This window comes from Mesorhizobium sp. M1050 (assembly GCF_040318715.1).
Lineage (GTDB): Bacteria > Pseudomonadota > Alphaproteobacteria > Rhizobiales > Rhizobiaceae > Mesorhizobium.
Genome location: NZ_JAMYMV010000011.1, coordinates 20348 through 38159 on the forward strand (window position 1 = coordinate 20348; position 17812 = coordinate 38159).

The following is a 17812-nucleotide window of genomic DNA, read 5'->3' on the forward strand; positions in this document are numbered from 1 at the left end:
TTTCCTGCAATGTCACGTGGTGTGCCCGAAAGGTCACAGTATCTTCGTCGGCTTTCTTGTCTCCGGCCCAGCTTTCGGAACCGTCCCGACTGTTGTATCAAGCCCTACCCAGGAGAATACCTGGTGGGGCGAGGAAACATGCAAGGCATCCGACAAAAGATCATGGCATTTATTTTAGCGAAAGCTAATCTACTTGGCGTGGCGGCGGGATGCGGCGCCCTGTGGCTGGCCTTGGCGGCAGCGGGACCGGCCCTTGCCGAAGACGCCAAGCCGGCCCAGCCGAAACCTTCCGATGCCAATCCGTGGGCGGTGAACTGCTCCAGCGGCTCTGCGAACGCCGAGCTTCAATGCCAGGTGTCGCAGAACCTGACCGAAGCCAAGACCGGACAGCGCGTGCTGACCGTGACCGTGCGCCGCGACAGCGGCAACGGTGGCCTCGCCATGCTGCTTGCCTTGCCGCACGGGCTGTTCCTGCCGTCCGGCGCCTCCTTCCAGATCGACCAGGCCCAGAAGACGACCCTCGCGATCCAGACCAGCGACCAGAACGGCGCCTATGCCGCCACGCCGCTGTCGGCGGACCTCGTCAAGGCCATGAAGTCCGGCACAAATCTGAACATCGGCATGGAATCGGTCACTCGCAAGCCGGTCACCATTCCGGTGTCGCTGGCCGGCTTCACGGCCGCCGTCGCCAAGCTGGAATCGATCAAGTAATTGGGCTGTCCGCTGACGGCCGGTTGGTTGCCGGCAGAAGCGGGCATTCGAGTTCTGCGTCGACGTCGGCTTGGCACGCAGCCCGAGCCGTGAACACGCGCCATTTTGCCTACTGAACGACGACAGACGCCAACTTTTGGGCTTTCAGCAAAGTCGAACGTCCCTTGCGCCAGGTACCAGGTGGAATGCCGACGAACTTTTTGAAGGCGCGATTGAACGCGGCCTCCGACTCGTAGCCGACCTCAGCTCCCACCTGCGCGATGCTGACATCGGGCCGTTCGAGCAGGCGTCCCGCCAACTGCAGACGCCAGCGAGCAAGATACTGCATGGGCGAGACCTCGACGTAGTGGCTAAAGCGGCCCGCAAAAGCAGTGCGCGAGAGCCCTACGGCGCGGGCGAGACGGTCCAATGTCCATTCCTCCGTAGGGCGTGCGTGAATGAGTCGGAGCGCCTCGCCGACGTGCGGATCGCGAAGGCCGGACAGCCATCCACGCGAGTCCTCTGGCAGGGTCTCAAGATAGCCGCGGATGACCTCGACAAACATCAATTCGCTCAACTTGGCGAGAACCGTTTCGCCACCGGCGCGCCCGCTGCCACCCTCAGCTAGCGCCTGGCGAAACAGGTCAGTAACCCAGCTGCTGCCGTCGGCAGGTTTGTGGGCGCACAGTATGGCCGGCAACGCGGCGAGCAGCGGATTGAAGGGACGCGCATCGCAGCCAAGGTACCCGCAAATAAACCGGGTCCGCTCGTCTCCACCACCGCCATGAATCACCGCGAACGGCAGGTTCTCGTCTACCGGCCGGTAGTACATTGCCATGTTGGCTTTGCCCCGCGTCCCCGGCGAGGAACTCATGACATTCGGGGCACCTCCGGGGAAGACGACGATATCGCCGGCGTTAACCCGTACCGGAGGCATAGAATCGTCTCCCAGCGCAGCCCAGCACGATCCAGACATCACGGCATGAAAGGAAATGACGTGCTCGGCCTCCGGCATGATGGCGGCGGCAATCTGGGCGGTACCCGGCGACTCGCCGACCCAGGGAGAACTGGCGTCGATGTCGAAATAGATCGCACCCGTCAGGCGAACGGCTCGGAGCACATCGGAAAGGACATCCATGCACTACACCTCCGGAAACGATCGACTACTCCCTGAATGACGAATTTTTTGGCCGGACATCCCGAACTATCCAGCAATACGGCCATATGAGCAAGCGCGCATATGCGCGATCCTACTCTGAACGATCGGGCAACAGAATTGGACGATGTGACATTTTCGCGAGCACCGGATGGGCTAGCGTCCATCGACCGGCCGACAGGTTCGGTAGGGAGGAATGCCATGAACGACGAAGACATCACCAAATTCGCAGCAAGCCTGCGGGGCGAAGTCATCCGCACCGGCGACGCGAACTATGACGAGGCCCGCAAGCTCTACAACGGCATGATCGACAAGCGACCGTTGGTCATCGCCCGCTGCGTCGACGTCGCCGACGTGATCACAGCGGTGAATTTCGGTCGCGACAACAAGTTGCTGGTTGCGGTACGTGGCGGCGGCCATAACGGACCGGGGTTAGGGAGCTGCGACGATGGTCTGGTGATCGATCTGTCGGCGATGAACGGCGTGCGCGTCGATCCGGACGTCTGTACGGCGCGGGTAGGCGCGGGCTGCACTCAAGGCGACGTCGACCACGCCACCCATGCCTTTGGGTTGGCTGTCCCGGCGGGCATCATCTCGACCACTGGGATCGCCGGACTGACGCTGAGTGGCGGCCACGGCTATCTGACGCGCAAATACGGTCTGACCATCGACAATCTGATCGAGGCCGATGTCGTGCTTGCCGACGGAAGCTTCGTCACCGCCAGCAAGGAACGGGACCCCAACCTGTTCTGGGCGCTGCGTGGCGGTGGCGGCAATTTCGGCGTCGTCACCAGTTTTGTGTTCCAGCTTCACCGGGTCAACATGGTCTTTGCGGGGCCGATCGCATTTGATCAACAACACGCCCGTACCATCATGCAGCGTTATCGCGAGTTCCTGCCGGACGCGCCCGAGGAACTCGGGATCTTCCTCGGGCTCAAGACGATCCTCTCGAGCGCGCCGTTTCCGGAAGAGTTTTGGGGCAAGCGGATGTGTCTCCTGATGTGTTGCTATAGCGGCCCGGAGGAAAAGGGTAGAGGGGCGCTGGCCCCGCTCATCGATGCGCTCCCTGCGCCTTGGTTCAATTGGATGGGAACGATGCCCTATCCCGCCGTGCAGAGCATGTTCGACGGGCTCTACCCGAAGGGGATGCAGTGGTATTGGCGGGGCGATTTCGTCAAGACACTGTCTGACGCGGCGATTGACGCTCATCTCAAGCAGGCGGCGAAGACGCCGAGCGAGCTATCGCTCATGCATCTCTATCCGATCGATGGCGCCGTTCATCGAATCGGCAAAGACGAGACAGCTTGGAATTGCCGTGATGCGACCTGGTCGATGGTTATCGCAGGGATCGATCCGGACCCACAGAAAGCGGGGCCGGTGACGCGCTGGACCAAGGCCTATTGGGAGGCGGTGCATCCGTTCGATCTGGGTGGCGCCTACCTGAACTTCATGATGGATGACGAGGGCGATGCAAGGCTCAAGGCTGCTTATGGAGACAACTACGAGCGCCTGGCTACGCTGAAGAAGACATACGACCCGAACAACCTCTTCCGGGTGAACCAAAACATCCGGCCGGCTGCCTGACGGGCGGCCGCTCGTCAGGCGGACCGGCGTCACATCCTGAGTGACCCCCGGTAATATGAGGAGTATCTTATGTATGCGGCGCGTTCCAGATACTAGGGCAGCAGCCAACTCCAAAGAGCGGGAGCTGTGCTCGTTGCGAACTCGCCGGCAAAATCTGCGCTCGCTAAGGAGGAGGAAATGCGCATCCATTCAAGCCCTGTGTTTTTGGCAGCTATTGCCGCCGCTTGGGCATTCCCCGCACCTGCGGCTGACAAAAGCGATGAGCAGTTGATTGAGAATGCGATTACGGCAGCACCGGAGGCTGTCGGCAAAAACGCCGCCGTCGTGAACTGGGAGATGAAGACGTTGAGGAAGGGCACGAACGGCTTCACTTGCATCCCGGACGACCCTGGAACTCCCGCCGATGACCCGATGTGCACAGATGAGAACGGGATGGCGTGGATGCACGCGATCATGTCAAAGAGCGAGCCACCGAAAGGCAAGGTCGCTTTTGCCTACATGCTGAAGGGCGGCGATGCAGCCAGCAATACCGACCCCTTTGCAACCAAGCCGGCGGAAGGGGCCGAATGGCTACATGACGGTCCCCATGTCATGATCATGAACGCACCGGAAATCATGGCGTTATATCCCCACGAACCAAACCAGACACAGCCATATGTCATGTTCCCCGACACGCCCTACGCGCACCTGATGATTCCAGTGAAGTAGTCCAAGCAAGACCTGCCGCTTAACGCAGTGGCAGGTCACCCTCGTGGACGGGAGGTTTGGGTGTTCAAGCTCGCGGCCATGACGTTAGCAGCCGTGCTTATTGCAGGCGCTGCGCTGGCGCACAAAGAGTCGACGGGTACCATCGCCGAGCGCATGACGGCGATGAAAAACATGGGCCGCGAGCTGAAGGCAAGCGAGAGGTCCCGAGCAGCCGTCGCAGGTTGCGGCGATCGCCGCTCTGTAATTTGTGCTCTGTCATACTTTTGATAGTATGCGCTGTCAGCGAGGGTGACATGTCGCATAAGAGCCGAGTTGATGTTCCGAAGGCGGGGACTGGCTCGCGCCTTCCGATCGGCAGGGGGTTGATGGACGACGGCGTCGAGTCCCGTCACGAGCGGCGCGTATTAACCGCCCTTTGCTACGATCTTGTAGGCTCCACCGAGTTGCTCGGCCTGCTCGGCATCGAAGATTTTGAGGAACTTATCTTGGCGTTTCAAATGGCCGCCAAGAAAGCAATCGTATCGTGCTCCGGAACCGTGAGGGTCGAGGTCGGCGACGGCGGCGTCGCCGTGTTCCCAGTCGATCTGGGTGCGAAGGATGCGGCGTCGCTGACAATCAGCGCCGGACTTGAGATCGTCAGGGCGTGCAAGCTCCTTGCCGCGGAGAAAGGGAGGAGCGACCTGCATGTAAGGGTCGGCGTGGCGACCTCGATGACGCTAATCCTGAAGGGCGACACCGCTGTAGGGCAAGACACGGTAACCGGTCCTGCATTTGCGCTGGCAACCAGGCTGCAGGCAATCGCCCGGCCAGATACCGTCGTCGTGTGCAACGAGACGCGCAATCTGACACGGCGCTCACACGTATTTAGCTTCTGCGGTTCTCACGTCATCAAAGGCTTCGCGCAACCCGAGCAGGTCTGGCAGGCGGTGAGCCACAAACGGGGGGTAGACCGTTTCTTCGCGTTCGGACGCCTCACCAGCCCCTTGATCGACCGCACGGATGAGGCCGAGCTGATCCATGAATGTTGGAATGAAGCTGTTTCGGGACGTGGCCAAGTCATCGTGATCGAGGGCGAAGCCGGCATTGGCAAGTCGCGCATCCTGCACGAGGTGCGCCGGCGAACGCGTTTCCAACGCAACAGGTTGCTCCTCTTCCAATGTATGCCAGGCGACTCGCGTTCGACGCTGTATCCACTGCGGCAGGCGATGCTGGGCAATTTCGACGACGGCGAGCGTGCACTCACCCCTGCGCTTCTAGCCGAGGTGTTCGCCGCACATGACGTTCACGACGCCGAAGTCGTCGACATCTTTTCTTTTCTGCTCGGCGTGGAAGGCGCGAGGTCCGGTTTCCATGAGATGGGCCCGGAAGCAATCCGGGAGAAGGCCGATTGGGCTGCGCGCCATGCGTTACAAGCAACGTGCGCCCGTGGCCCAGTGGTGTTGATCGTTGAAGATATTCATTGGATCGACCTGACGTCGAAGCAGTTGCTGGGTGAACTTGCAAAGCTGGTTCCGAGTTCCCCCGTGCTCTTGATCGCAACGACGAGGCCGGGATCTGGCGACTGGCTGGACGAAAGAAGCAAGCATGTCCTGCTCGCTCCCCTTGAGCATGCCGACACCTTGCGGGCAATCGCAACGATGTGGCCTCAAGGCAAGCGAGCGCCTGCGCCTGAGTTGATAGAGTTGGTCGAGCGCGTCACCGGCGGTGTACCCCTGTTCATCGAGGAGGTTTGCCAATGGATGGCGGAGAATGCCGCTAGCGGTACGGAGCAGCTGCCACAGGGCGTTTCGCTCGGCCGCGCGGCGGTGTTGGAAACAGTGATAGATGCCCGGCTGGAGCCTCTCGGCCGCGCCCGCGAGGTGGCGCGAGCGGCCGCCGTCGCCGGCAACAGATTCAGCCTGGACTTGCTGTCGGCGCTCTTGCCGGAATTTGACCGGGGCACGATCTCTACGGCGCTCGATGCCCTGGCCGAGGCAGGCTTCGTACGTGCCAGGCACGCAGCGGCGACAGTGTACGTGTTTCGGCATACGCTCATCCAAGAGACGATCTACAATGGAACACTGCGGAAACGGCGGCAGACTCTGCATCAGCGTCTTTACGCGGTGGCTAGCGGCAACCGCAGCCTCGTTGGCTGGCTAACAACGGCAGCTCTTGCCGATCATGCTGAGCGAGGCGGCCTGCTTGACGAAGCGATCGGCGAGTTCGTCAATGCCGGCATGGAAAGCTCGTCCCGCTCGGCCATGGCTGAGGCAAGGCAGCTGCTCGAGCATGCCATCGCGCTTTGCGGGCAGGTTTCTGATCATGACAAACGGGATGCGCTGCGGCTCTCGGCGATGGTTGTGCTCGGGCCGATACTGACTGCCGTCGAAGGGCCAAATTCCGAACACGCCCGCAGGCTCTATGACGACGGCGTAAAGATCGCACGGCGTCGGCCGATAGCGGAGCGCGCCAAGTGGTTCCCGATCTATTGGGGTTGGTGGTTCACGGGTTCGGTCGTTGATGGCGAGCGGGCGCAGGCCGTCGTCAATGATTTGAAGGAGGTTAACGACCCCGAGATTCAGCTCCAGGCTAGGCACTGCTTGTGGGCGGTCGATTTCAATCGCGGAGACCATGGTGGATGCATAGCCTCGATTGATGCTGGATTGCCGCTCTATGACGTGAGCCAGGGGCACGCGAATGCCACGCGTTTTGGGGGGCACGACGCGCGCGTATGCGGCTTGGCGCATCGTGCACTGTCGCTGTGGTTCTCGGGACGAGCGACGAGCGCTCTCCGCTCCATGTCGGAGGCCCGCCATTGGGCGCAGCAGACTGGCCATGTCAGCAGCATTGCGCATGCCTGTATCAACGACGCGATGCTGAGTTGCTATCGCCGCGACTTCGCTTCTTTGCGTGACGTGATTGAGGATCTGCGACAGCTGACCGCGCTTCATCACCTGCCTTCGATAGCCGTCTCGGCACAGATCTTCGAGGGCTGGTGCGATGGCAATGCTGGCCAACTTCAGCGGGGCAAGGACAAGATGCGTGAGGGCCTCGGCCTCCATGGACAAGTGCAGACACCCGAGGACGAGCCCGTCTATTGCGGCATGCTGGCAGAACTTCTCGCGCGCTCGGGTGAGATCGGTCATGCGCTTGCGCTGCTTCATTCGGCGGTGGCGCAGGCCGAGGCGGGTGGCAGCCGATATTGGCTGGCGGAACTACACCGGCGAATTGCACAACTGCTCGTCCTTGACAGGGCGGCGGCCAGCCGGGTGGCGGCTGCCCTTGAGAAGAGCCTCAATACTGCAGCCGAGCAGAATGCCGTGCCCATCCTCATCGCGGCCTACGAGACGCTCAGCGCGTCAAATCTCTCGCCCGTACTGCTTCGGAGCTACAACGACCGTGTCGAAGCGGCAAGGAAGTCGGTTGAGCCCGGCGAACCGCTGGTCGTGAACCCTGAGCCGGAACTGCGGGCCAGCCGATAGTGGAACAATATGAGCGCATTGGTCCTCCGGCAGACGAAGCGCTGACCTATCTGATGTCGATGCGACAAGCGTTGGGCATCACCCGTATTGCGGACATTACCGGCCTGGACCGTGTCGGCATCCCGGTCGTGCAGGCAACGAGGCCGTTCTCGTTTTCAAATGCGGTCGCGCAGGGAAAGGGTGCCAGCCTGGCTCGCGCTGCCATATCGGCCATTTTGGAATCCGCTGAGAGCTTTTTCGCCGAGCGCATCGAACATCTTGATGCAGCTTACGCTTCGGCCAAGTTACTCGGAATACCCTACGGGCGATTTGAGACGTGGCTGCGAGAGCCCGCACCTGCTGATTGGCGCGGCCGAGAAAACGCTTGGGTAGAGGCGGAGAACCTGCTGGGCGGCGGCCGCGACTTCGTTCCGCTGGAATTGGTGCACACGGCCTATCTCGTACCGCCCAGCCCCCGTGACGGAATTTTCACGCCAACGACAACCGGACTGGCGGCCGCGCTTGATGAAACAGACGCCATCACACACGGAATATTGGAATGCGTCGAACGCGATGCCATCGCCCGCGCTCTCAAGACACATGGTTTTCTGCAACACCAGCGAATCGATCCAGCGACCATCGATGACGCAAGGGTCTTGGCCCTATTGGATGAACTTGCACGAAAGGACATGATCGTCGGCCTTTGGCTTGCGCCGTCGCCTGTTGGCCTGCCTGTGATTTGGTGCCATCTGATGGAAAGCAATCCTCGCGAGACGGCATTGCTCCATCTGCCAGCCGACGGCTCGGCCGCTGCATTCGATCCGGCGGCAGCTGCCGTCCAAGCGATCCACGAGGCGGCGCAGGCGCGGCTTGCGGCAATCTCGGGTGCACGCGATGACATGACACGGGCGTCTTATCCGAAATATCCCGACTGGCAGCTTATCGAGGCGCACCGCCAGCTGATCACCGGCGGCCGCAAGGACGTGAGCTTCACCCGTCAGCCTGCCTATCGAGTGGCGGGCGGGCAGACCTTGCTTGGTAGCCTTCTCGCGAGACTGGAGGAAAGCGGAATCAACGCCGTGTATCTGATCCGCCTCAACACCAGCCCTTGGAACCGACTGTCGGCCGTCAGGATAGTTATCCCCCAATTGTACCCTTTGGTGGAGTGACCGGATGCGACCTCGGCTCGTTTTCACCGGCCCCACGCTATCGCATCCAGAGGCACAGCAGGTGGCCGACGTGATCTGCCTGGCGCCCGCGGTGCAAGGCTCGATCATAGCTGCGGTGCAGCGTTATGACCCGGCTGCAATTGTCATCATAGACGGCGCTTTCCAGGCTGAGCCGGCAGTGAGGCATAAGGAGATACTGTGGGCGATCAGCCAGGCCATCCCGGTGATTGGTGCCGGAAGCATGGGAGCCTTGCGAGCCGCCGAGCTTTACCCATACATGCACGGCGTTGGCCTTATCTATCGATGGTACCGCCGCTTTGCTTTCCTGCCTGATGACGCTGTGGCAGTGCTCTACGGTCCGAAGGCGGTGAATTTTTCGCCACTAACGCACGCTTTAGTTGATTTGCGAATGACCGTTCGCGCTGCTTGGAGGCGGAACCTGATCTCCACCGATTTGTCAGGAAGGCTTGAGAATGCGGCGCGGAACCTCAATTTTAGGGAACGCACGCTGTCGCGAATGGTCCGCGAGGCATTACGGGAAGCCAGTGACCATGATATCGAAGCCTGCCGGCAAATTCTCTCAGGAGCTTTCGTTCAGCAAAAGAAACGCGATGCACTGTCAGCTCTGCAACTTGTGCGAGAAAATGCATTGGTGGCGGCGGAATTGAGGAATTTCAGAATGACGGTCGCGTTTGCCCAAGATCTGGAGGACGCCGGCTTAGCAATCTGACGACAGAGTTGCCGGCGATACTTGGTGCAATTTACGAAGTGCAGGCTTCGTGCTAGTGTCCGACCATGAGAGGGGCCGCGCAGGTGAACGCGCTCGATGTGGCCGGTCGGGCGGGGATGTCGGCTGGAACACGCTTCCTGCTATACCCACAAGCGCCTCACGTTTCTGGGTACGAGCAACCCGAGGCGGTCTGGATTTCAACATCGCCTGGTTTGATCCATCCGGGTCCGGCGGATCATCGCATATACGTGCGTGATCCCTTGCTGGACAAGCAGCCGTACGGGTATCCCTACCTGCCGCCCTTCGTCGGCGCGTATTTCCCACCCGCCGAGCCCGGCGTTGATGGTCATTTCGACCACCTCGCTCTTCAGTCGCGCCAGTTCCTGGCAGCGCATGCGTTCGCGGCTGCGAGCCGGGTGCTGGACATCTGGGAAAGCTATCTGGGCAAGCCGATTGTCTGGTACTTCGCCGAAACATACGAGCGGCTTGAGATCATTCCCTGGGTTGACTGGGAGAATGCGCAATCGGGGTATGGCTATCTGGAGCTTGGCCGCGAGCGTGGAGCCGACGGGAGCGGCCATCCGTACGCCCTCAACTTCGATGTGATCGCGCATGAAATGGGTCACTCCATACTCTTTTCTCTCTTCGGAGTGCCCACGCAGGGCCTGCAGAACGGCGACTTCGGGCCGTTCCACGAAGCCAACGCCGATCTTATTTCGCTGCTTTCGTTCCTGCATTTCGACAGCGGGATGGATCGATTGTTACGGCACAGCCAGGCAAACCTGCTTGTCCTCAACGAGCTCAACCGCATCGCCGAACTGACGGGCGACCGCCAGATCCGCCTCGCCAGTAACTCGCGCAAGATGACGGAAGTGACCGAAGAGATTCATGACCGGTCTCGCCCATTCACGGGAGCGGTGTTCGATACCCTGGTCGATCTCTACCATGCCGGCCTGGTGCGGCAGGGCCTGGCCGACGAGCGCCTGCTTCGCTTCGACATCAGGCAGGTTAGTGAAGCCGACATGCGGCGCATCTCTAACTTCACGGGCGATGCATTCCGGGCCAGTCCGTTCCTTTTCAAGACCGAGCTAATCAAGGCGCGCGACGATGTCGCGCTTTCGCTCGCGCGCGCGTGGACGCGCCTCGATGCCGACCATCTCACATTCGCAATCGCAGCCTCCACCATCATCGAAGTGTCCGACCGCGTCGGCCCGGCGATAGCGGCAAGCTTCGAAGAGAACTTCAGATGGCGGGAAATTTTATGAATTGGTGATTGCAACGGAGGGTAACGACATGAGCGACGATTTTCACCGGCCGACACTGACCTTTCCCGATGGCGCATATAACGCCAGCCAAGTAAGGCTCTACGGCATCCCCGGGAGTGGTGGTCTCGTTTTCCCAGGGAGCTCAAAGGCCGTCGGCACAAAAAACACAAGTATTTCGTCAAACATGTCGACGGGTGATCCCAAAAAAGATGAGAAAGCAAACGCAGAAGTTAAGAAAATCGTAGAAGAATTAAGAGGTAAAGGAAGAAATATATTGTCTGATGAAGAAATATTCAAGAAGCTTATTACATTACCGCCGTTTCCATTGCCTACAGGAATGTCGTACCAAATTGTACTCGACACGCGAAAGTTTGGAAAAATTGCTTTATCAACATTAGTAACACTCGAAGAGGCAGCAAGGGAAGGGAAATTTCTTTCCTGTGGCATTATTGTCGGTTATTCATATGAAGGACAGTGCTATGATTTACCAAAACCGAAAATCATGCTGATCTCGGCCTTTCCTCAAGAAATTCCACTCGACGATTGCGGCTATGACAAGAAAAAGCCGAGTGTGGGGGACAGATACATGCTTTGGATAGTCGACAAGCTTGATCAGTGCATTGAATTCGAAACGAACCAGGGGTTCGTCGAGCAGATCGTTCTCGAAGCCAATATGCCGGGTAAGCGCTCGCCCACGATGTATGCTTCCCGGATGATGACGGGCCATCGCGGGGGGAGACTTGGCGACTGATAGACGCGAGTGCGCGCATGTCCGATGGCGAGTTGTTGCCGGCTAGCCCCCGGCTCGGCTTGCATGGTTGTTGTCCAAATCCACCGGCCTGTGGCGATTATACACCGCTATAACTCAGCTTGCCGGACTACTGGCTGCTTTGACCGTTGTTGGCGAATTGGCGGTTTTCGATGCCCACGGTGGTGATGCGGCAGTCGGCGGCAAAATCGCCCGTGGAGGGTAATCGGCGGTGTTTGATGGCGCCCCTTCCTCTTAGTCTTAGTCTAGAGGCGGGCGCCGGCGCAGGCCGGCACAAGCTTTCGCTCGGCGCGATGATCTCTGGAAGATCACGCTGAGGCGTCGCGTGATCGTCAGTTCTCAAGTTATAAAACTGGCAGCGACCTCTTCGAGCGTCCGTTCCATCCATAGATGGCCGGGATCACTGTCGTTCCGCCGGTGCCAGTAGAGACGTTCCTCGATGATCGGCATCTCGAAGGGCACTGGAAGCGCCCTCACATTGTAGCGGTCGCTCTGCATCGCGACCAGCAGCGACGGCAGGATCGTCGCCATATCAGTCCTGCCGACCGTATTCAAAGTGAGATGGAAGTTCGGCAGCCACCCGCATGTGTGCGGTTGCTTAGGCTGCTGGCGCCAAAGCTGCTCAGCGACGCCAGCGATCACCCCGCCAAACCGAGTCTCGATATATCCCATCACACATAGCTCGTCGAAAGTGATGGTCTTGGCGGTGTGCGCATTATCTTTGGAGATCGCCACAACGAACTTGTCGGTGAATAGTTTCTGCGACCGTATGAACTCGTCATAGGCCTGCATTTTGTCGAGCAGTCTGGCTGAGATTGTGATCGCGAAGTCGATCTGGCCGTCCACAATGCGGTCTGCGGTATCCGCCGACAGCTCCTCGAACTGCACGCTGATCAGCGGAGCGATCTCCCGCAGCCGAGATATCAAATGCGTGGCCAGAAGCTCGCAGCAGTAGGTTGTCGCAGAAATCCGAAAAACACGTCGCGCGGCCGACGCATCGAAGCTGGTCGGCTGATCGTTAAGCTCGCTGACCTGAGAGAGAATAGTCTTGACAGGGTCGGCGAGCGCGCGGCCCCTGGCGGTCAACTCGAGATTGCGGCCGATTTGCTCTAGCAGCGGATCGGCGAAATGGTGGCGCAACTTCCGCAGCGCCGCGCTCATCCCGGGCTGAGAGATGTGAATGCGCTCCGCGGCGCGGGTGACATTCCTTTCGGTGAGGAGCGCATCGAGCGCAACCAGAAGATTGAGATCGAGTCCTCGAAGATGCATCCGCTCCCCCAATATGTGCCCATAAGAGCGAGGGTTTCTGAATTTTTAGGTCCGTTCGAGCACCAATGCAAATAAACCGCTTGGTTAGCACGGAGCCTTCTCTGCCGATCTTGCGGGGGGTTCGCAGATTACAGACGAACTCGGCGCCCTCGCGGCAAGGGACTGACGATCAAAGCATTCCTGCGAGGAATATCCGAGCTGGATTGCTGGTATTTGAACAAACGATTTCCGTGCCGACGATCCGTCTTCTAGCTGGTAGGCAATGAATAGGAGACTCGACATGGTTACGCAGACGATCGAACACCGACCCGCCCCGTCCGCCTCGGGCTGGCTCAAGCGCTATTATTTCACCCGGTTCGCCTTCTCGGCGGCGTGGGTCGTGATTGCCTTCTCGGTCGCCAAGAGCGTGCCACCGCTCGCCGCGATCATGCTCGTCGGCTATCCGGCCTGGGACGCGCTCGCCAACTTCATCGATGCCCAGCGCAGCGGCGGCCTCGGCCGCAACAAATCGCAGCTGCTCAACTTCATCTTCAGCGTTCTCACCGCGATCGCCGTCGCTGTCGCACTTCGCAGCAGCATGCACAGCGTGCTGGTCGTCTTCGGCATCTGGGCCGGCTTCTCCGGCATCTTTCAACTCGCCACCGCCGTGGGCCGCTGGAAATCCTTCGGCGCCCAGTGGGCGATGATCCTGAGCGGCGCCCAGTCCGCCCTTGCAGGCGTCTTCATGATCTTGATGGCCCGCGGACCAGACCCGGTCGGCATCGCCAACATCGCCCCCTATGCAGCGTTCGGCGCCTTCTATTTCGCCGTCTCGGCCATCTGGCTCACCATCAGCGATGCCCGAAAAGGTGGGATTCGCGCCGCGAGCTAAGACGCGGCGCCAGCCACGCCTTCGGGCCGCGGCTCCGGCCCCATTTCCCAGTATCGGCTTTGGCTTTTTATGCCCTTTCGCCTCTCGCAGCCGTTCGCGTATGGATCCGCTGCAATAGCACGCGTCGATTACCACTTCCGCCCGTTCGATCTCACGCTATGCTGCTGACCATGATACCAAAGCCGCGAGGTCCTTCATGATGAAGCAAGGTCAGCACCATGAGCGGATGACCATTCGCGGCCAGCTCCAACCCGCGTCCTTCTTGCCTTGGATCACGCGCCATGCGGCCAAGCTCGGTCTCGCGCACCATATCACTCATGCAAGCACCGATCGCATCGAGCTCGATATTGCCGGGGCGACGGAACTGATCGACATGATGGAGATGGGGTGTTCGCTCGGGCCCATCGAGGTCTGGGTCGAGACCATCGACCGCGCGCCTGTCGAGCAAAAAACACATGGCTTTGCGCGTGGTTACCGTCCGTCTGCACTTAATTTAATCAATATTGCAGTTGCGAAATAATTATGCATACGTCAGACTATCGAGCGGTTCGCCAACTCCTTGTGCTGGCATCTCTGGCCGGCAAACAGTGGTATCAGCACGGAAAGTAAGGTCATGCTGTCCGACAAGACGGACACCTGGGTGCCGGTCGCCCTTTCCCAGGATCTGCCGACAGGACAGGCAATGCCGGCGCGGACGCCCGCCGGTCCCATTGCCCTCTGGCGAAGCCAATCGGGGCGCTTGGCGGCATCGGCGGATCGCTGCCCGCACCGTGGCATGCGCCTCTCCCATGGCTTCGTGCGCGGCGAGGCGCTCTCCTGCATCTATCACGGCTGGACCTATTCGCAGGCCGGTCGGTGTCTGCGCATTCCCGCCCATCCCAGCCTCACGCCGCCGGAGACGATTCGCGTTGCGACCCGGTCGGTCGAAGAGGCAGGCGGCATCGTCTGGGTTGCTGATGGAGAGCCCGACGGCAAGCCACCGCTTTTCGAGAGTTACGTCCCGCTCCGTTCATTGACGGTCCGTGCCGGAGGTTCGGCGCTCTCTGCGGCTGCCGGAACGAAGGTCGCCGTTGAAGGATTCGTCTGGCAGGCGCCCGGCGCGCCGGCAATCCGCCTGCTGCCCGTCCCGCAGGAGACCGGCGAGACTCTGGTCCATGTCCTTGTTCCAGCCGATTGCGGTGCGTCCGAGCGCATTGCCGCCTCCCGAGCCGCCGAGAGCCTTCGGCGCATGGCCGAACGGATCGAGGCGAAAGAGGCCGTGTCATGAACGACGATGCGATGCGCGACGAATGGTATCCGGTCGGGCTTTTCAGCCAGCTCGACCGCGGTGGGCGCGAGACCACCCTGATGGGCGCGCCGATCAAGGTTGCGCTCGACGCCAATGGCGCGGCGAAAGTGACAGGCGAAAACGGGCGCGTGCTGCCGGTCTCGGTGCGCTATGGCCATGTCTGGTCGTCGCTCGGCGAACCCAGGAAACCGGTGTTTCCGATTCCCGAGGCGGACCAGCCCGGGCGCCGCTTCGTCGATGTCGGTGTGGTGCGGGTGCGCTGCTCGCCGCTCCGCGCCGTCGAGAACTTTCTCGACATCGCACACTTCCCCTTCGTCCATACCGATATCCTCGGCTCGGAGCCGCATACCGAGGTCGAAGACTACAAGGTCGAGATCCGCGAGGAAGAGGACGAGGTCTGGGCAACCCAGGTGAAGTTCTACCAGCCGCAGGCGGCGAAATCGGCGAGCGGGGGTATCACGACGGAATATATGTACCGCGTGCCGGCACCGACCTGCTCGGTCCTTTACAAGACCTGCCCGCCGCGCCCGGGCGAATGGGATGTCATCGCGCTGTTCGTCCAGCCGCTTGCGGAGGACCTCTGCGACGTCTGGCCGTGGATGGCGCTCTTCGACGACGAGACCCCACTGACCGACCTCATCCATTTCCAGCAGACGATTTTCCTGCAGGACCGCTCGATCCTCGAAAACCAGATCCCGCGGCTTCTGCCGCTCGATCCCGGCATGGAAATCCCGACGCGCGCCGACCTGACTTCGGTCGCCTATCGCCGCTGGCTGAAACGCCACAATTTTACCTACGGCGCGCAGCTGGTGGCACAATGAGGCTTTACGACTACGTCCTCTCCCCAAGTTGCTACAAGGTGCGCCTGATGGCGGCGCTGTCAGGCGTGAAGCTCGAAATCCGTCCGGTCGACTTCCATCCCGGCGCCGAGCATCGCGGCCCCGAGCTTATGGCGCTTAATCCGGGAGGCTCCATCCCGATCCTTGAAGACGGCGACCTGATCCTGACCGAATCTTCCGCCATGCTTGGCTATCTCGCCGCGAAGGCAGCACCGGCCTGGCTCGGCAGCGGCGCCCCCGAGGAGACGGCGCGCATCCAGCAATGGCTTTCCTTCTCGCACAGGCTGACCGCCAGCCTCGGCGGCGCGCGCCTGCACGAGATGCTGCTGCGCCCCGGTGACATCGGTGCGCTCCAGGCCAATGGCATAGCGGCACTGCGTGAACTGGAAGCCGGCCTCTTCGAACAAAAAATGCGTGGCAATCGGTTTCTCGCGTCCGACCGCCCGACAATTGCCGACATTGCCTGCTTTCCCTATGTCGCGCTGGCGCCCGACGGAGGCGTTTCCCTCGACCCGTATCCCACGATCCGGCTCTGGTCGCGAGCGCTCCGCAGCCTCGACAACTTCATCGAGATGCCCGGTATCCACCGGCTGCACGAGTTGAAGCCCGAACCGCGACCATGCCCGGACGAGGCGTGAGATGACCGGCTATCTCCTGAAGAATTGCGCGGCGGTCATCACCGATGAGGGCAAGGGTCCGAGCGTCCGGCGCAATGTCGATGTGCTGACGATTGGGCCGCGGATCGAGGCAATCGGGGAAGGCCTGCACAGGGGCGAGCTGCCGGCCGGCACCATCGTGCAGGACGCCGACGGCTGGTTCGTCTATCCCGGCCTCGTCAACACGCACCATCATTTCTTCCAATGCTTCGTGCGCAACCGTGCCGAGCTCGACTGGACGAAGCTGTCGGTCATCGAATGGCTCGACCGGATCTATCCGATCTTCTCCCGGCTCAACGAGGATTGTTTCTATCACGCCTCGGTCACGGCGATGGCGGAGATGATCAAGCACGGTTGCACCACGGCCTTCGACCACCAGTACAATTTTCCCCGCCATGCCGGAAAGCGGCTCATCGACCGGCAGTTCGAAGCGGCCGATCTTCTCGGCATGCGTTTCCACGCGGGCCGCGGCGGCAACACGCTGCCGAAGTCGGAAGGCTCGACCATTCCGGACGAGATGCTGGAGACCACGGACGAATTCATCGCCGACTGCGCTCGCCTCATCGACACTTATCACGACACCAGCCCCTTCAGCATGCGCCAGGTCGTCGTCGCTCCCTGCCAGCCGGTCAATTGCTACCGCGAAACCTTCGTGGAATCGGTTTCGCTGGCGCGCGATCGCGGGTTGCAGATGCACACCCATGTCGGCGAGGGCGAAAGCCCGGTCATCGAAGCCCGCCATGGCATGCGCACGGTGGACTATCTCGAGGAACTCGGATTTGCCGGCCAAGACACTTTCTATGCCCATTGCTGGGAGCTGACGCATGACGAACTGCGGGTGATGGCGGCGAGCGGCACCGGCGTTTCGCACTGCCCGGAGCCGGTCTATCTGGTGGGTGCGCAGGTGACCGATATTCCCGCCATGTCCGCCTTCGGCCTGCGCGTCGGTCTCGGCTGCGACGGTGCCGCCTCGAACGACAATTCCAACCTCATGCACTGCATCCATTCCGCCTACATGCTGCAATGCCTGGCGGCCTCGACGCGCGCTCATCCGGTGCCCGCGCCGGCCGATTTCCTCGGCTATGCGACAACGGGCGGCGCCGCGCTTCTCGGTCGCAAGGACATCGGCCGACTGTCGCCCGGCATGGCCGCCGATCTCTTCGCGATCGACACGCGCCGCATGGATTATGTCGGCACGCGCCACGATCCGTTGAGCCTGATTGCCAAGGTCGGCATCGGCATGCCAACCGACATGACCATGATCAACGGCCGCATCGTCTGGGAAAAGGGTGCGTTTGCCGGGCTGGACGAGGCCCGGCTTGCCGCGGACGCGGAAGCCGCGCTTGCTACGGTGGAATTCTGACAACTTAAAAAAGGG

Annotated in this window: 17 protein-coding genes; 15 read left to right on the plus strand and 2 right to left on the minus strand. The window is 60.8% G+C overall.

The features are described from left to right. Positions 1-162: 162 nt before the first annotated feature. Positions 163-711 (plus strand): invasion associated locus B family protein, encoded by a 549-nt coding sequence (locus NKH57_RS09190; RefSeq protein ID WP_352943646.1) that lies wholly within the window; start codon positions 163-165, stop codon positions 709-711. A gap of 109 nt (positions 712-820) precedes the next feature. Here the strand turns inward: NKH57_RS09190 and NKH57_RS09195 are convergent, their stop codons facing one another. Then, complete coding sequence (locus NKH57_RS09195; protein ID WP_352943648.1) at positions 821-1828, minus strand: AraC family transcriptional regulator; 1008 nt, start codon at positions 1826-1828, stop codon at positions 821-823. A gap of 219 nt (positions 1829-2047) precedes the next feature. On the opposite strand from NKH57_RS09195, the gene NKH57_RS09200 reads away from it, so the two are divergent. From NKH57_RS09200 to NKH57_RS09235, 8 genes are all read left to right on the plus strand, one after another. Next, entirely contained in the window at positions 2048-3430 is a 1383-nt protein-coding gene (locus NKH57_RS09200) for an FAD-binding oxidoreductase (RefSeq protein WP_352943650.1), read from the plus strand. Between the two features lie 177 nt (positions 3431-3607). Then, positions 3608-4138 carry a hypothetical protein gene (locus tag NKH57_RS09205; RefSeq protein ID WP_352829306.1) on the plus strand — a complete coding sequence of 177 codons (531 nt, stop codon included), beginning with the start codon at positions 3608-3610 and terminating at the stop codon, positions 4136-4138. Positions 4139-4198: 60 nt separating this feature from the next. Continuing rightward, positions 4199-4405: a hypothetical protein gene (locus NKH57_RS09210; protein WP_352943653.1), complete on the plus strand. Its 207-nt coding sequence runs from the start codon at positions 4199-4201 to the stop codon at positions 4403-4405. A gap of 98 nt (positions 4406-4503) precedes the next feature. Beyond that, the gene (locus NKH57_RS09215) at positions 4504-7599 is read left to right on the plus strand and encodes an ATP-binding protein (protein ID WP_352943655.1); all 3096 of its coding nucleotides are present in this window, start codon (positions 4504-4506) and stop codon (positions 7597-7599) included. Continuing rightward, complete coding sequence (locus tag NKH57_RS09220; protein ID WP_352943657.1) at positions 7599-8747, plus strand: YcaO-like family protein; 1149 nt, start codon at positions 7599-7601, stop codon at positions 8745-8747. Before NKH57_RS09215 ends, NKH57_RS09220 begins: the two co-directional genes overlap by 1 nt. 61 nt (positions 8748-8808) lie before the next feature. Continuing rightward, entirely contained in the window at positions 8809-9477 is a 669-nt protein-coding gene (locus NKH57_RS09225; protein WP_352943659.1) for a TfuA-like protein, read from the plus strand. A gap of 65 nt (positions 9478-9542) precedes the next feature. Further along, positions 9543-10742: a gluzincin family metallopeptidase gene (locus NKH57_RS09230; protein WP_502907272.1), complete on the plus strand. Its 1200-nt coding sequence runs from the start codon at positions 9543-9545 to the stop codon at positions 10740-10742. Between the two features lie 28 nt (positions 10743-10770). Then, entirely contained in the window at positions 10771-11493 is a 723-nt protein-coding gene (locus tag NKH57_RS09235; protein ID WP_352943663.1) for a hypothetical protein, read from the plus strand. 357 nt (positions 11494-11850) lie between these two features. On the opposite strand, the gene NKH57_RS09240 is transcribed toward NKH57_RS09235, so the two are convergent. Then, positions 11851-12792: a LysR substrate-binding domain-containing protein gene (locus NKH57_RS09240; RefSeq protein WP_352943665.1), complete on the minus strand. Its 942-nt coding sequence runs from the start codon at positions 12790-12792 to the stop codon at positions 11851-11853. A gap of 268 nt (positions 12793-13060) precedes the next feature. On the opposite strand from NKH57_RS09240, the gene NKH57_RS09245 reads away from it, so the two are divergent. The 6 genes from NKH57_RS09245 (at position 13061) to NKH57_RS09270 (ending at position 17797) form a co-directional block, all read left to right on the plus strand. Beyond that, a complete protein-coding gene (locus tag NKH57_RS09245; protein WP_352943667.1) occupies positions 13061-13651 on the plus strand; it encodes a DUF308 domain-containing protein in 591 nt (196 codons plus the stop codon). Positions 13652-13847: 196 nt separating this feature from the next. Next, on the plus strand, positions 13848-14171 hold the full coding sequence (locus NKH57_RS09250) for an acylphosphatase (RefSeq protein WP_352943669.1): 324 nt from the start codon (positions 13848-13850) through the stop codon (positions 14169-14171). 93 nt (positions 14172-14264) lie between these two features. Further along, entirely contained in the window at positions 14265-14918 is a 654-nt protein-coding gene (locus tag NKH57_RS09255) for a Rieske 2Fe-2S domain-containing protein (protein ID WP_352943671.1), read from the plus strand. Further along, positions 14915-15760: an aromatic ring-hydroxylating dioxygenase subunit alpha gene (locus NKH57_RS09260; protein WP_352601569.1), complete on the plus strand. Its 846-nt coding sequence runs from the start codon at positions 14915-14917 to the stop codon at positions 15758-15760. The genes NKH57_RS09255 and NKH57_RS09260 overlap by 4 nt, the downstream gene beginning before the upstream one ends. After that, positions 15757-16416, plus strand: coding sequence for a glutathione S-transferase family protein (locus tag NKH57_RS09265; protein ID WP_352601567.1), 660 nt, complete (start codon positions 15757-15759; stop codon positions 16414-16416). Before NKH57_RS09260 ends, NKH57_RS09265 begins: the two co-directional genes overlap by 4 nt. Position 16417: 1 nt before the next feature. Next, entirely contained in the window at positions 16418-17797 is a 1380-nt protein-coding gene (locus NKH57_RS09270) for an amidohydrolase (protein WP_352601565.1), read from the plus strand. Positions 17798-17812 lie beyond the last annotated feature (15 nt).

Bases quoted from the DNA above. Each gene is read 5' to 3' on its own strand.
- NKH57_RS09215 (WP_352943655.1), top strand. From the start codon at position 4,504: ATGGACGACGGCGTCGAGTCCCGTCACGAGCGGCGCGTATTAACCGCC.
- NKH57_RS09255 (WP_352943671.1), top strand. From the start codon at position 14,265: ATGCTGTCCGACAAGACGGACACCTGGGTGCCGGTCGCCCTTTCCCAG.
- NKH57_RS09265 (WP_352601567.1), top strand. From the start codon at position 15,757: ATGAGGCTTTACGACTACGTCCTCTCCCCAAGTTGCTACAAGGTGCGC.
- NKH57_RS09250 (WP_352943669.1), top strand. From the start codon at position 13,848: ATGATGAAGCAAGGTCAGCACCATGAGCGGATGACCATTCGCGGCCAG.
- NKH57_RS09190 (WP_352943646.1), top strand. From the start codon at position 163: ATGGCATTTATTTTAGCGAAAGCTAATCTACTTGGCGTGGCGGCGGGA.
- NKH57_RS09260 (WP_352601569.1), top strand. From the start codon at position 14,915: ATGAACGACGATGCGATGCGCGACGAATGGTATCCGGTCGGGCTTTTC.
- NKH57_RS09235 (WP_352943663.1), top strand. From the start codon at position 10,771: ATGAGCGACGATTTTCACCGGCCGACACTGACCTTTCCCGATGGCGCA.
- NKH57_RS09230 (WP_502907272.1), top strand. From the start codon at position 9,543: ATGAGAGGGGCCGCGCAGGTGAACGCGCTCGATGTGGCCGGTCGGGCG.
- NKH57_RS09195 (WP_352943648.1), bottom strand. From the start codon at position 1,828: ATGGATGTCCTTTCCGATGTGCTCCGAGCCGTTCGCCTGACGGGTGCG.
- NKH57_RS09245 (WP_352943667.1), top strand. From the start codon at position 13,061: ATGGTTACGCAGACGATCGAACACCGACCCGCCCCGTCCGCCTCGGGC.
- NKH57_RS09205 (WP_352829306.1), top strand. From the start codon at position 3,608: ATGCGCATCCATTCAAGCCCTGTGTTTTTGGCAGCTATTGCCGCCGCT.
- NKH57_RS09200 (WP_352943650.1), top strand. From the start codon at position 2,048: ATGAACGACGAAGACATCACCAAATTCGCAGCAAGCCTGCGGGGCGAA.
- NKH57_RS09270 (WP_352601565.1), top strand. From the start codon at position 16,418: ATGACCGGCTATCTCCTGAAGAATTGCGCGGCGGTCATCACCGATGAG.